The sequence below is a fragment of the Veillonella sp. S13054-11 genome (assembly GCF_002959795.1).
Taxonomy (GTDB): Bacteria; Bacillota; Negativicutes; order Veillonellales; family Veillonellaceae; genus Veillonella; species Veillonella parvula_E.
In genome coordinates, this window is sequence record NZ_PPCY01000008.1 from 84,799 (window position 1) to 99,329 (window position 14,531).

At 42.6% G+C, this 14,531-nt stretch carries 9 protein-coding genes and 1 other RNA gene; 1 reads left to right on the top strand and 9 read right to left on the bottom strand.

Annotated features, from left to right (window positions below; translation table 11 throughout):
- Window positions 1-117 precede the first annotated feature (117 nt).
- From dnaX to VPHSUH08_RS08115, 7 genes are all read right to left on the bottom strand, one after another.
- Complete coding sequence (dnaX, locus tag VPHSUH08_RS08085; RefSeq protein ID WP_105087176.1) at window positions 118-2,796, bottom strand: DNA polymerase III subunit gamma/tau; 2,679 nt, start codon at window positions 2,794-2,796, stop codon at window positions 118-120.
- 110 nt (window positions 2,797-2,906) lie between these two features.
- Window positions 2,907-3,005, bottom strand: an RNA gene (gene ffs, locus VPHSUH08_RS08090) — signal recognition particle sRNA small type.
- 117 nt (window positions 3,006-3,122) lie between these two features.
- Window positions 3,123-7,703, bottom strand: a complete 4,581-nt coding sequence (gltB, locus tag VPHSUH08_RS08095; protein ID WP_105087177.1) for a glutamate synthase large subunit — start codon at window positions 7,701-7,703, stop codon at window positions 3,123-3,125.
- 315 nt (window positions 7,704-8,018) lie between these two features.
- Window positions 8,019-8,888, bottom strand: a complete 870-nt coding sequence (locus VPHSUH08_RS08100; protein WP_004694906.1) for an RluA family pseudouridine synthase — start codon at window positions 8,886-8,888, stop codon at window positions 8,019-8,021.
- A gap of 1 nt (window position 8,889) precedes the next feature.
- Window positions 8,890-10,083 carry an enhanced intracellular survival protein Eis gene (eis, locus tag VPHSUH08_RS08105; RefSeq protein WP_105087178.1) on the bottom strand — a complete coding sequence of 398 codons (1,194 nt, stop codon included), beginning with the start codon at window positions 10,081-10,083 and terminating at the stop codon, window positions 8,890-8,892.
- 181 nt (window positions 10,084-10,264) lie between these two features.
- Window positions 10,265-11,200: a phosphatidylglycerol lysyltransferase domain-containing protein gene (locus VPHSUH08_RS08110; RefSeq protein ID WP_316062400.1), complete on the bottom strand. Its 936-nt coding sequence runs from the start codon at window positions 11,198-11,200 to the stop codon at window positions 10,265-10,267.
- A gap of 101 nt (window positions 11,201-11,301) precedes the next feature.
- Window positions 11,302-12,417, bottom strand: a complete 1,116-nt coding sequence (locus VPHSUH08_RS08115) for an efflux RND transporter periplasmic adaptor subunit (RefSeq protein ID WP_105087179.1) — start codon at window positions 12,415-12,417, stop codon at window positions 11,302-11,304.
- Between the two features lie 111 nt (window positions 12,418-12,528).
- Here VPHSUH08_RS08115 and VPHSUH08_RS08120 point away from each other — a divergent pair, with 111 nt between their 5' ends.
- Window positions 12,529-13,380: an aldo/keto reductase gene (locus VPHSUH08_RS08120; protein ID WP_004694899.1), complete on the top strand. Its 852-nt coding sequence runs from the start codon at window positions 12,529-12,531 to the stop codon at window positions 13,378-13,380.
- A 55-nt stretch (window positions 13,381-13,435) separates the two neighbouring features.
- On the opposite strand, the gene VPHSUH08_RS08125 is transcribed toward VPHSUH08_RS08120, so the two are convergent.
- Together VPHSUH08_RS08125 and VPHSUH08_RS08130 are read right to left on the bottom strand one after the other, a co-directional pair.
- Complete coding sequence (locus VPHSUH08_RS08125) at window positions 13,436-13,774, bottom strand: branched-chain amino acid transporter permease (RefSeq protein WP_038125671.1); 339 nt, start codon at window positions 13,772-13,774, stop codon at window positions 13,436-13,438.
- Window positions 13,767-14,432: an AzlC family ABC transporter permease gene (locus VPHSUH08_RS08130; RefSeq protein WP_008714808.1), complete on the bottom strand. Its 666-nt coding sequence runs from the start codon at window positions 14,430-14,432 to the stop codon at window positions 13,767-13,769. Before VPHSUH08_RS08130 ends, VPHSUH08_RS08125 begins: the two co-directional genes overlap by 8 nt.
- Window positions 14,433-14,531: the final 99 nt, after the last annotated feature.

Sequence of the window (14,531 nt, forward strand, 5' to 3'; positions counted from 1 at the left end):
GTCCTATACTAACATTCTAAGTCCACATCATTAACAATATATGACATAGATTTATAACATATGTGTCACCTAATAGCCCTAAAGCCAAAGGTTATTATATAACAATTACTTTTTTATCTATTCTTCGATAACCTCGACTATGATGTCATGGTCTTCAGATAATTTTTCTAACGTTTCCGCCAAGAGAGGATTGTTTCGTTCCTCTTCTGTCATATGCTCTGGATCCCAAGCGTATTCTCGAGCCACCGTAACACTATCGATAGCCTCTACTTCAATAGGTGCTGCTGAAAGCATATCATTGTCATCACCTTGATGCGGGGTTACCTCACGAGATTCACCCCCATCAGACTTTGGGACAGCTTCAACCTCAATATGCGCACCGCTATCCATAGGGCGCTCTAACACTTCGCCATCCTCGCTGATAACAGTCACACTATCTAATGGATGTGGCGGCATATCATCTAAGGATGATACATAAGAATCCTCCATATCATCTACAGGCACATCATCAAAGGAATGAACTGGAATATCATCCCCTTCTATAGAACCTGCTAGAGACTCAATAGGAATTTCACCATCTGGCATCTGTGTCGCAGGACTACCATCAAAGGATGTAATTGGCACATCACCACCGGATGCTGGCTCTGTTTCTACGCCAGCTCCTAATGCAGTTTCTGATGCAGCTATTGTAGTTGTATTCGCACTATCACTAACTACCGTATTTGCAACGGCACCGCCGGTTTTCTTAGCTAAGAATGCCATCGCCGCAGCCTTAGCCGCGTCCACGGCTGCAGAATCAGGCTTACTCTCTTGAGGATCATTGGTTAAATCCATTTGTGTCGGTTGCCCACCAGAGGTCGTCTTTACGTCAACCATCGGTTCTTGTGGTCGTTGGGGTGCTTTTACTTGGCGTTGTGTGGTGCTACCAGCAGCCTTTTTATAGTCTTTATAAACTTGCGTGAGGGCATCCACGATTTCTACGTGTACTGCATAGCCCAGTGTATAGGTGAAAGCATCAACCGCTTCCGCCAAGTTCACTTCATTGGTCATTACATTGAGATGTAATGTATTTTTAAAGGCCATGACCGCCTTGCTTTGGTCTACATACACTAGCTGACCTTGACCGATAACGGTAGAGGTCATATTGCGATTACTATCCTTCAAGTATTTAATGACATTGGATTGTACATTACGATACTCTTGAGCAGATAAGATTTGTTCACTAATGATGGCCTGTGTACTAATTCCTTTTTTAGCACGACCCTTAGCTTGGTTTCTTGTGGTTTTTCGGGAAACTGGGTCCCCATTATTCGGTGGTGGCGCCATGCCAACGCCGCCCAATGGTGGCGGAGCCATGCCCACTCCATTCATCGGAGGAGGTGTACTACCTGGTGCTCCCATCGGTGGTGGAGTCATCCCCACATTCGCAGGCGGTGGTGTCATGCCTACGCTGCTTGGAGGTGGCACAGTGCCAACAGCAGTATCTTGAATACTACTCATGGAAGTATTCTGTACAGCAGCATTATCTACAGGAACAAAGCTGTTCGCATAGCCGCTAGGTGGACCAAATGCATTAGCACCATAAGCTGGTGTAGGAGCCGCTGGGCCTCGTTGTTCCAATTGAGCCATGCGGTTCAATAAATCATTTCGTTCAGATCGCTCAGCACTTTCTAGAGCATATATACGGTCTTCTAAGCTTTCATCAACAGAGCCTAATTTAGCACAAAGCACGAGTAGACCCATTTCGATGATAGTTCTTGGATTGTCCACTTGTTTCGAATCATTCATGATGGATTGAGCACTGCGCACATATTGGTTAAGTTCATTGAAATCAACGCTATTGGCCTGAGCTAGGAACTCATCCTTAAAGGCATCGTATACCTTGAGCTCATCCGCATCAGGAGCCACCTTACCAACGAGCAAGGCACGCACATGTTGAATGAGGGCTTCCATAATTTGCGTCGCATCGCGACCTTCTGCCAAGGCATCGTGAACGTAGGATAATACTTTAGGACCATCGCCGTTACGCAAAGCATCTAGGAAGTGAATAATCCATTCCTTACTTACGAGACCGATTAATTCTTCCACCACTTGCGGTGTAATAGAGCCCGTTGCCATACCTGCACATTGGTCTAAAATACTCAAGGCATCACGCAAGCCACCATCTGCATGAACAGCAATGAGCTGCGCTGCCGCAGAATCAAGGCTAAAGCCTTCTTTTTCTGCTACGTAAGATAAGCGTTGTGCGATATCATCAGATGTAATGCGTCTAAAAGTGTACCGCTGACAACGAGACACGATAGTAACAGGCAATTTTTCAATTTCTGTAGTGGCAAAGATAAACATCACATGAGCAGGAGGTTCTTCGATTGTTTTTAAAAGCGCGTTCCACGCCTCTGTAGTGAGCATGTGGGCTTCGTCTATAATGAACACCTTTTTACGCCCCTCAACAGGCATAAATTTGACGCTTTCACGAAGAGCACGAACCTCATCGATACCGCGATTGGATGCGGCGTCGATTTCAAGAACGTCCATGGACTGTCCACTCAAAATCGATTTACAAGCACTACATTCGTTACAAGGGTGATCCGTTGGACCATGCTCGCAGTTGATAGCGCGCGCAAAAATCTTCGCCATGCTCGTCTTACCAGTCCCCCGCGGACCGGCAAATAAATAGGCGTGAGCTACCTTATCCTCACGGATAGCGCGCATCAATGTATCAGACACCTGATGCTGACCGACCACATCGGTAAATGTCTGCGGTCGATACTTACGATATAGCGCAATATATGCCATTGGAACACCCCCTTTTTCCGAAACTTACAATACTTTATTATACCATATTCAAGAAAATTAGGCATAAAAAAAGCGGCCCCACAGGCCGCCTTGCAATATTCGATCACGACAGCCCCCGGGGTCCCCGTGGCACATGAAGGTTACCGCTTAGTGCTGCTACCTCTCAGTCCTGACACGATTCACAGGCCCCCATTGCACAGGCCCGAGAACTGCCATGATCCAATATTGCAATATAAATATTATACATGAAAAAGCCTCTATAGTCAAAGCTATAGAGGCTTTTCACTGTATTCTTATATAACAAAAATTAACTAAGGAGAAATATATTATGCATATTTTTCTTTAAATGCAGCCAGTTGTGCTTCTTCTAAGGACAAGCCTTGTTCTTTGAAGCGTTCAATAGCAGCTTGCATCTCTTCATAGGCTACGGGCACAACTTTTGTAAATCTGTTTACAAAGTTATTCCAGTTTTCTAAGATGTGACGGCCTTTAGCAGAATTAGTATGCAACACATGTTGTTCTACTAGTTCTTTAATGCGTTTAAGGTCATCATTATTCGCAGTACGTAATTCTACGAGACCTGTATTTACATAGCGTTCATCGCAATCGAGAATGTACGCATAGCCACCGGACATACCTGCTCCAAAGTTACGGCCAATTTTACCGAGTACGAGCACTTCGCCACCAGTCATGTATTCACAGCCATGATCGCCGACGCCTTCCACAACGGCAGTGATACCGCTATTACGAACGGCGAAACGTTCACCGGCCACACCGTTGATGTAGGATGTACCAGAGGTTGCACCATAAAATGCAACGTTACCGATAAGGATATTTTCATCAGCTTCAAAAATGGATTTCTTAGGTGGATATACAGTAATGGTACCGCCGGACAAGCCTTTACCGAGGTAATCGTTTGCATCACCTTCAAGTTCTAGTGTCATGCCTTTAGGAATGAAAGCACCGAAGGATTGACCCGCAGAGCCTTCGAAATTCAACTTGATTGTATTGTCTGGCAAGCCGCTTTCACCATAACGACGTGTAACCTCAGAACCAACCAAGGTACCTACAACGCGGTTGATATTGGTGATAGCCAATTTAGCGCGAATCGGTTTTTGATCCTCAATAGCAGGACGACACATACGCAAAAGTTTCGACATATCCAAGGTGCGTTCCAACTCGTGATCTTGGTCAACCATGTGCATATGGCCTACAGAAGCATCGATGTATGGACGGAACAATATACGTTTAAGGTCAACGCGAGACAATTTGAAGTTATCATCTTGAGATTTTTGACGCACAAGATCGATACGACCAACGAGCTCAGCTACGGAGCGAATACCTAAACGAGCCATGATTTCACGCAATTCACGTGCAATGAAAATCATCAAATTTTCAACATATTCAGGCTTACCTGTGAAACGAGCACGCAATTTTTCATCTTGTGTAGCTACACCATAAGGGCATGTATTAAGATTACATACACGAGCCATTTTACAGCCCACCGCAACGAGTGGCAATGTGCCAAAGCCGAATAACTCAGCACCGAGCATAGCTGCTACAGCCACATCGAAACCAGTCATCAACTTGGAGTCTACTTCTAATTGAACACGGTCACGTAATCTGTTGAGCATCAAGGTTTGATGAGTTTCAGAGAGACCAAGTTCCCAAGGTACACCTGCATGTTTTACAGACGTGCGACCTGCTGCACCTGTACCACCATCGTATCCGGAAATCAAGATGTTATCTGCTTTTGCTTTCGCAACACCAGCAGCGATTGTGCCAACACCCGCTTCAGAAGTCAATTTAACGGAAATACGCGCATCTTTGTTAACACATTTCAAGTCGTAAATCAACTCTGCCAAGTCTTCGATGGAGTAAATATCATGATGCGGTGGTGGAGATACGAGCTCAACACCTGGAGTGGAGTGACGAGCCTTGGCAATTTCAGGATATACTTTTTTGCCTGGTAATTGACCACCTTCACCTGGCTTAGCACCTTGAGCACATTTAATTTGCAATTCTTTTGCATGAATGAGGTAGTTCGCAGTTACGCCAAACCGCCCAGATGCAATTTGTTTTACTTCGGAATTCATACTATCGCCGTTTGGCAATGGTTTAAAACGCTCTACATCTTCGCCGCCTTCACCAGAGTTAGATGTGGAGCCTAAACGGTTCATTGCGATGGCGATAGCTTCATGCGCCTCTTTACTGATGGCACCGTAACTCATAGCTCCCGCTTTAAAGCGTTTTACAATAGATTCTTCAGGTTCAACCTCTTCGATAGGAATACCGCCGCCTACAGGGTAGTTCAATTCCATCAAGGAACGCAATGTTACGTGATAATCGTTGCGAATCGCTTTGGAATATTCTTTATATTTTGCGTAGTCACCGTTGATAAGAGATTCTTGTAAAAGCTCGATTGTCTTAGGATTGAATAGATGCTCTTCCCCATCTTTTACAGGACCATACCAACCGCCTGGTTCGAGTACTGTTTCATCGGATTTGAAAGCACGTTCAAAACGAGCTAATGCTTCATGTGCTACCCCACCAAGACCAATACCACCAATACGTGTTGATGTATTTACGAAGAACTTATTAATGAAGTTAGTATTCAAACCCAACGCTTCAAAGATTTGTGCACCGTGGTAGGAACGAACTGTGGAAATACCCATTTTGGACATGACCTTCATAATACCACCTACAGCGGCCTTGATGTAGTTCTTTTCTGCTTGTTCTGGTGTAATATCTCCAAGACGTTTACGAGCTTGTAAATCGCGTACTGTTTCAAGCGCCAAATATGGGTTGATAGCCGTTACACCATAGCCAATTAATGTACAGAAGTGATGTACTTCACGAGGCTCACCAGATTCAAGGATGAGACCAATTTCTGTACGCAACACTTTGCTAATCAAGTGATTGTGAACAGCAGCTACAGCCAACAACGCTGGGATTGGCGCATGATGTTCATCGACACCACGGTCGGATAAAATCAATACATTTTGATCTGTACGAGCTGCTTCTTCTGCCTTAGCACACAATTCATCTAATGCATCACGCAAGCCTTCGGCACCCTTAGTTGGATCAAATAAGATTGGCAAGGTTACAGATTTCATGCGACGGCAATCAAGAGCTTTGATGGACGCCAATTCTTGGTTTGTAAGAATTGGGGTACGCATGGACAATGCATAGGTACCAGCTTTGTTAGGTTCTGTTAAATTACCAGAGTTACCAAGCATAACACGTGTAGATGTAACCATTTCCTCACGAATAGAATCGATTGGAGGATTCGTTACTTGTGCGAACATTTGCTTAAAGTAGCTGTATAACAATTGTGGTTTATCTGACAAGATAGCCAAAGGCGCGTCCGCCCCCATGGCACCAACAGGGTCTTTACCATCTTTTGCCATAGGCACAATCATGCGAACAAGGTCTTCTTGGGTATAACCAAAAGCTTGTTGTTCTTTGAATAAATCATCTACTGTTGGAATTGTACTTTCATCGGCTTGCGTGATTTCAGACAAATGAATAACGTGTTCCTTTACCCATTCATTGTATGGCAATTCAGTAGCAACGCGATGTTTGATTTCTTCATCGGAGATGATACGTTGCTCCTCTGTATCAATGAGTAGCATTTTACCTGGTTCCAAACGGCCTTTAGCACGGATGTTTTCAGCATTTTCGTTTACAACGCCAACTTCGGAAGCCATAATAACGCGATCATCTGTTGTCACATAGTAACGAGCAGGACGCAAACCGTTGCGGTCAAGGACACCGCCGATAACTGTACCATCCGTAAAGCCCATAGCCGCAGGACCATCCCAAGGTTCCATCATAAAGCTATTGAACTCATAAAAATCATGTTTTTCTTGGCTCATGAGATTATTGCGTTCCCAAGGCTCAGGAATCATCATCATAATCGCATGAGGCAAGGAGCGGCCTGTCATATGCAAGAATTCTAATGTGTTATCAAACATAGCAGAGTCAGATCCGCTATCATCTACTACAGGGAATACCTTTTTGATATCTGGGAACAATGGGGATTCCGCTTTACCTTCACGAGCGTTGATCCAGTTTACATTGCCGCGGATGGTGTTGATTTCACCATTATGAACTAAGAAACGGTTAGGATGTGCTCGAGCCCAACTTGGGAATGTATTCGTACTGAAGCGGGAGTGAACCATTGCCAACGCAGAGGTAAAGTCAAGGTCGCTCAAATCAAGGTAAAAGTCGCGCAATTGACCAGGTGTTAACATACCTTTATATACGATTGTTTTAGAGGATAAGGAGGCAATATAAAAATCGCTAGACAATTCCTTGCTTAATGGAATAATGCGTTTTTCCGCCAATTTACGAATGATATATAATTTGCGTTCAAATTCCTTATTGTTCGTTACATCGGGGCCTTTACCGATGAGGATTTGAATCATCCAAGGACGAATCGCCGCAGCCTCTTTACCAACCTTTGTACCATCAACCGGTACTTCACGCCAGCCGAGAACAACTTGACCCTCTTCGCGTACGACCTCTTCAAGAATTCGCTTCTGCTCGTTACGGAGACTTTCATATTTATGTGCAAAGACCATACCTACGCCATATTCGCCAACTGCAGGTAGGTTAATACCAAGCACTTCGCACTCGCGCTTGAAGAATTCATGCGGGATTTGTACTAAAATACCGGCACCATCCCCAGTATCCTTGTCGGCACCGGCACCACCACGATGTTCCAAGCGCTCCAAAATGCGTAAACCATCGTCGATAATATCATGAGATTTTTTTCCCTTAATATTAACAACGAAGCCCATGCCACACGCATCCTTTTCAAATTGGCTGCTGTACATACCATTGGCTTCAAGTCTAGCTTGATCTAGACGTTGTTGCTCTATTGTGCTTTGCTTCATATCCATAACGTGCACTCCTTCATATCACTTGATCATTCCAAGCACTGCGGCATCGTTCCGTTCGGTCTTGGTAAAAGTATAACTAACAAACTATTTCTCTATAAAATTATCAATTTAACATTCTATAGAATTTTATGTCTATACACAGTATACTCCTGTCCACTGTGAATTGAAAATATAAAAAAAACATAGTCTATGCTTTTCATGCATAGACTATGAGTTTTTATCACTATTGTTTTTTGTATACAAGGACACAGGGATAATAAGCTTCTCATCCAATAAATACGATAGTCTTATTATTTAGAGTGGAAAAATCAACAGTTATTTTTCTCGACCAAAATTATACCCTACTTCACAGGTAATCGTAATAGCTTCGTCTTTACCATACGGCACGAAAGTTAGCTCTGATGCGTGCAAACATTGGCGTGTATAGGACTTCTTGCGCGTACCATACATAGCATCACCTACGATAGGATGACCAATATGTTCCATGTGAACCCGAATTTGATGAGTTCTGCCAGTCAACAATTTAAAACGTAACAGCGTATTGTCTCCTTCATAACCGAGAACGGTATATTCCGTTTGAGCAGGCTGACCAAACTCATCGATAACACGGCGATTATCGAATACTGGATCTACCCCGATAGGCGCATCTACCATGCCATCCGCATCAATGCGACCTTCTACAAGACCTGTATAAATGCGGTCGATACGACCTGCTTGTAGCTCATCAGTATAGTATTGTTGTGCTTCCTTTGTTTTACCAAATAGAATACAACCCGATGTATCTCGGTCGAGGCGGTGCACAGGTCGAACCTTATGGACTACGTTTTTCTTCGCATAATACCCTGCCACATAGTTACTCAATGTACAAGACTTCGTTTGCCCTGCAGGATGAACGAGCATAAAAGGAGCTTTATTCACAACTAGAGTATGAGCATCTTCGTAGAGAACGGTAATCGGCCCCTGTTCTACGTCTACCCCATAATCCTTATCTTGTGGTAACTCCAAAGTTAATACATCACCCTTTTTAAGTACTCGCTGCGAATGAGCCACACGGCTATTAACTTTCACCCGTTTCTTGCGAAACATCATTTGTATATCCCGAGAGGATAGGGAAAATCGTTCCTTTACATATTTAGAAACCGTCAACTCAGTTGGTTCTTTCACCGTATATGTTTTCCAGCTCATATTACCACCATTCGTTAATATACGTTTTTTGTTCAGGATAGAGAATATCGAAATAGTCTAACCATTCTTCGCTTACTGAAAGTTTCCCTTCAAACGCAAGGTCTCGAGCCGTAAGTGTGCCCATTAATAACTGGCTCAACGCACCGACCTCAATGGTAATATCTGTTTCACCCTCTATCGTATCAGAAATCTTTTTAACGGATGGAGTTAATGCACTGCCATATTGTACTTCATAGCGACCTTTGTTCCAACTGCAAAGCCCATCTTTTACAGCAAAGGTCATTGTTATAGGCATCATCAATGCCTCTTGATTGACAGGAATTGCTTCAAAAGCAGCTTTTACATCTACAATACGACTCATCATATATGGCATGGTAGCGTGGCCAGTTCTACCATCAGGATAGAAGCGATAATATGTATCGTGAAGGCCTTCATTCCAACGGATAGACGTACCTTGAGAACGGTGATTATAGAAATAATTTAATAATGCACGTTGTGCACGGCGTGTCGTGTAAACCAACTCAGTAACAGGAATTTCAGGCTGACCTAAACGATACACTGCGTAGCCTTCAATGACATGGTCATCGTTGCGCACTACAGCAACATTTACGCCTTCTGCAAAAAAGCTGCCTAACAAACGTTTCCATTCCTTTTCACCACGTTCTGCGTAGCCAGAAAGACGAGCCGTATATGTTTTATATACTGGATCTAACAAAGTCCATTGATCTACGCTATTTAGTAAGCCAAAGCTCAACGTTTTATCTGTCATAGGGCGCAAGTCTTCTAGCGATATGGTATTCACCCATTGATGAGCATAAAGCTCCCAACCATATTGTTGATAGAACGCTGCCTTGGATGGCATCAAAATCGTCATAGCTTGACCGCGTTTACGAAGCTCCTCTAGTGCAGCAGTTAACAGTGCACCGCCTACACCACCACGGCGGGCTGCTGGATGCGTTGCAACGCCTACCATATAGCTCGTAGGCAATACGGCACCACGTACATTAAGATTGTATTGACGCAAATGAACGGTACTCAACAATTGATTCTGTTCTAGTCCGACCATTGTATTCTCTGGTTCATAACAATTTGTAAAATAATATTGGAAGAATGGATCTTCCTTTGGTTCAAAGCAGTACGCCCATAGATTTTCCACATGAGGCGTATCTTGAGCCGTCGCAATTCTAAATTCCATAATTATGTCCTCGTTATATCATAAGAGCCACTATCTATCGCGTCACAGCGTATAATATCTAACCTGTCGCTATATCGCTATATCGCTATGATGATACGATAGTTACATTCAAATAGATAGGCTAACAATTCTATTATAACAAAATGAGCTATGGAGCACATCGGCTTCATAGCTCAAATTTTTATTTACCGCCTGTCGCATTATCAGCTTCGTTAGCATATACTGCGTCATATTTTTCAGCAAAATGATCTGGGTTATAAGATTCTTTTGCTTGACGAAGGCCAGGCAAACCCATATCTTCTTCGCGGTTGATAAATTCTACTTCGCTAAATTCATGACGAATGAATTCATTATTGATAGCTTGATACAAACCACGAATATCTGGATTTGCTTTTTCAATGTGAATCAAAGCAATTCTGTCATTGAGAAGCTCACCGATACTAAAGGCTTCGACACGGCCGAATAGTTTAATAGCACCGCCCTTAAGTCCCAACACATCCCAGTTATCAAACAACAAATTGATGGCTACCAATTCATCTTCGATACCTTCTTCATGATGCGTTTCTACCCAAGATGCTGCCGTTTCACGACATAATGGGATGATATCATCTGTAATTGGCACATATTCATAGTTAGAATATTGCATGCGGAATTGATTTAAATGGTTTTTCTTTTGACGGAATTTCTTACCAGACAAGTTGATAAGATCTTCGGACTTGTAAATGTATTCGTAGTTGTCGCGGTCAGGTGTAAATGCATAGCGACCAGGACATAGGTCTTCCATGCGTTCTTTTACATCTTTGCTAACGCCTTTAAAACGGAACGGCAATTTATTTTCTACGAACCATTCTTTAGCACGCAACAAACCATCAAGGAACTTTGCATCTTTACCAGCAAATGGAGGCAATAGGAATGGCTCACGCTTGCCACCACCTTGGATGTACAATACGCCATTCTCTTCAGCCCAGCGAATACCGTACGGGTCTTGCCACATAAACAATGTAGTAAAGCAATTATCGGATGCTTCATAATGATGTTGTTCAAAATATTTGTCGATTAATGGTTTATCTCTCAATTCAAAACGTTTAAATTCTAAAATAATAATCCCTCCTATCAGATTCCTCTTTTGAGGTTACTTTCACAATCTGTAAAAGTTTTGATTCCATCACATTTAAACATAATGCTAACAATCTAGTACTAAAATCTTAGGTCTCATAATTACAATTTTACAAATTCACCTAACACAAAGGTGCCATCCGTCGTAATAACCTTATCACCTTCGTTTAAGCCAGAAATAATAGCTACATCATCGCCCTCTGTGATGCCTACCTCAACAACACGTACATCAACTGTATTATTCTCAGTCAATACATATACATATTTCCCATCTTGATTTTCCCGAACCGCCTTAGTTGGAACGGTCAGCATCTTGGCTTTCACATTAGATTCAATAACGAGTGTATAGAATTCACCAGCCTTGATTAGGCCTTTCTCATTATTGAAAGTGGCTTTCACAAGAACACTTGGCACATTTTCAGGTTGAGTAATATCTACGTAAGTCAATTCACCTGGTAATTCTTGGTCACCTACCTTGAGAAGTACCTTCATGCCATTCTTCGCTTCAGGTGTACCTAATTTCATAGCCGCATCACGAGGAATGCTGAGGGATGCAACCATCGGCGTAGATTGCTGAATCATCATAAATGGACGGTCTGCAATCGCCATTTGACGGTCTTCGTTATAGATAGATGTTACAGTACCTGCTATAGGAGCCACGATTGTAGATGCCGCCATCTGAGCCGATACTTGTGCGATTTGTGCCTCAATGGCCGCCGTATTGACACCTCCCCCACCACCGGTTGTAACTGTTGTAGTTTGTGGTTGAGATCGTTCCAAAATACGATCATATTCTTTTTGTGTGATTATGCCCGCTTCACGCATGCGTTGAGCCTGTTCCAGTTGAGTACTGTCTATAGATGCTGCAGTCGTAGTCGTCACAGCTGAGGCATATGATTGTGATTGGGCTTGCGCTAATTGTCCTTGCAAGGATGCTAGCTGTTGTTGTAAAGCCGATGTATCTACAGTTGCCACAGTTTGACCTTGCTGTACTTGATCGCCTACTTTCACGGCATACACGACCTGCCCCGTCAAGGTCGGCGTTATCGTCGCCTTATTAAGGGCCGTTACATTGGCATCATTATGAATCTGCAACGGCATATCCTTGTACGTTACCTCTGCGACGGATACGGTTTTCGTACCACATCCCGCAATAGCGAGTGTCATAATCATAACACCAAGGATAGCAATTACAGAGCAAAAACGATTTATTTGCATTCTGTCACTTCCTATCATATTGATTTTTATCAATACCTTAGTATATCATAAAATCAGTTAGAATTGTATGAAAGCTAATTCCTTTAATTTATGGATATAACGGAGGTTCTCATGGAAGAACGGATGGACTTTAGGATTTTAAATAATGGTAGCTTCATTCCCTCCATCGGTTATGGTACCTATAAAACAGGTACCGAAGGAGAGACTGAACAAGCTGTTGCCAATGCACTTGGCGTAGGCTATCGTTTACTCGATACGGCCGCCTATTATGGCAATGAAGAAGCCGTGGCTAAAGGAATCAGAGCATCTGGTATCAAACGAACAGATATAATCATCACTACTAAAATTTGGCACACTGATGCAGGCTACGATAATACGATGCGTGCTATTGAAAGTTCCTTAAAGAAATTAAATACCAACTATATTGACATCATGCTGGTGCATCAACCACTGGGTGATTACTACGGTTCTTGGCGCGCCATGGAAGAATTATACGATCAAAATGTACTTCGTGGGTTAGGCCTATCTAACTTCTACGAGGATCGCCTCATTGACTTGTTGTACCACTGCAATGTAAAACCGGTGGTCAACCAAATCGAATGCCACCCGTTCAACCAACGTCACTCCCTCTTACAATTGATGAGAAAGCATCAAGTTGTAGGTATGGCATGGTCTCCATTTACCCGTGACCGCCAACCAATTTTTGACCATCCAATCATCAAAAGCTTGTCGGAAAAATACGGTGTTTCAAAACATCAAATCATCTTGCGTTGGCACATCCAACGGGGCATCATTCCATTGCCAAAGGCAAATAACGTGAGCCATATGGAAGCTAACTTTGATGTATTCGATTTCAAATTAACTAACATCGACATGGACGTTATGGAATTATTAGACCAACAAGACTTCTTGGAAGACCATCATACTGCGCCAGGTCTTGAAAGACTTTTACAACTAAAATAAAACATAAAACCACGTATATCTAACCTTTCATAGGAATAGATATACGTGGTTTATTTTATCTTGTTACATTAAATATGGCTTGTACAAGAATCATATACGCTACAGTTCCTGCCCCAATAGACATGAACATATTTCGCTTCCACATATGAAGCCCCACTGTAACTAAGAATGCAATTAATTCAGGAAGTCCGTAAGGATATATTAGAACTACAATATCTTTAAAAGTGTACACAACAAGCAGACCCATAATCGCTGCAGGTAGAGCCTTACCTAAGTACAATACAAAGTCTGGCGCCTTTTTACCGGGAGGGAAAATGAGAAAAGCCGCAAATCGTGTGAGCAATGTACCTGCTACTACAATAGCAACAGTAATGACCATTTCTAAACTAGTCAAGGCGTACACCTCCCCACTTATACGCTATATAACATACTACGAGCATACACCCCATAGAAGCAAGCATAAATAAGGATTTTCCCGTTAATAGAAGCATTGCTAGGGCTACAACGGCTCCAACAGCACCTAAGCCTCGAATATTATTACTTTTAGCATTAAATAACATTTCAAGGAATATAACAATAAATAAGCCAGGTAATACAAAACCAATACCTCGCAAATCTACAGATGCTAATAAATCGCCGAACAATCCCCCTACAAGAGTACTCACAACCCAGAAGATATAATTAAGCCACGATACATGGAAGTAGAACCATTTTTCATCTACATCATCGGGTAACTTCGTAGATACATTAATTGCAAAACTTTCATCACACATCCACGCAACTGTAGGAAACCACTTCCATCCCATATGCACATATCGCTGTAGTGCAGATAGACCATAGAAGAAATGACGCCCATTGACAAACAAGGTCAACATAAAAGTATTCACTGGATCAAAGCCTGCCATTAACAGCCCAATAGTTACGAACTCCATGGAGCCTGCAAATATGGTACTAGCTAAAACAGGAGCGGTCCACCAAGGAAACCCTTGACTGGTAGCATACAAACCAAAGCCTACTCCAAGAAAGAGGAAACTAAGCCCCATGGGAATCATAATAGGAAGTGCAAAAGAAAATGCACTTCTATTTTTTATTTTATTTATAGGGAGCGCCTCCTTTCCATATCATACAAGTTTACACTGTTAATCCCCTTA

What these genes read in the sequence shown, in the direction of transcription:
- dnaX (WP_105087176.1), bottom strand. Translation starts at nt 2,796, where the DNA reads ATGGCATATATTGCGCTATATCGTAAGTATCGACCGCAGACATTTACC.
- gltB (WP_105087177.1), bottom strand. Translation starts at nt 7,703, where the DNA reads ATGGATATGAAGCAAAGCACAATAGAGCAACAACGTCTAGATCAAGCT.
- VPHSUH08_RS08100 (WP_004694906.1), bottom strand. Translation starts at nt 8,888, where the DNA reads ATGAGCTGGAAAACATATACGGTGAAAGAACCAACTGAGTTGACGGTT.
- eis (WP_105087178.1), bottom strand. Translation starts at nt 10,083, where the DNA reads ATGGAATTTAGAATTGCGACGGCTCAAGATACGCCTCATGTGGAAAAT.
- VPHSUH08_RS08115 (WP_105087179.1), bottom strand. Translation starts at nt 12,417, where the DNA reads ATGCAAATAAATCGTTTTTGCTCTGTAATTGCTATCCTTGGTGTTATG.
- VPHSUH08_RS08120 (WP_004694899.1), top strand. Translation starts at nt 12,529, where the DNA reads ATGGAAGAACGGATGGACTTTAGGATTTTAAATAATGGTAGCTTCATT.
- VPHSUH08_RS08130 (WP_008714808.1), bottom strand. Translation starts at nt 14,432, where the DNA reads ATGATTCCCATGGGGCTTAGTTTCCTCTTTCTTGGAGTAGGCTTTGGT.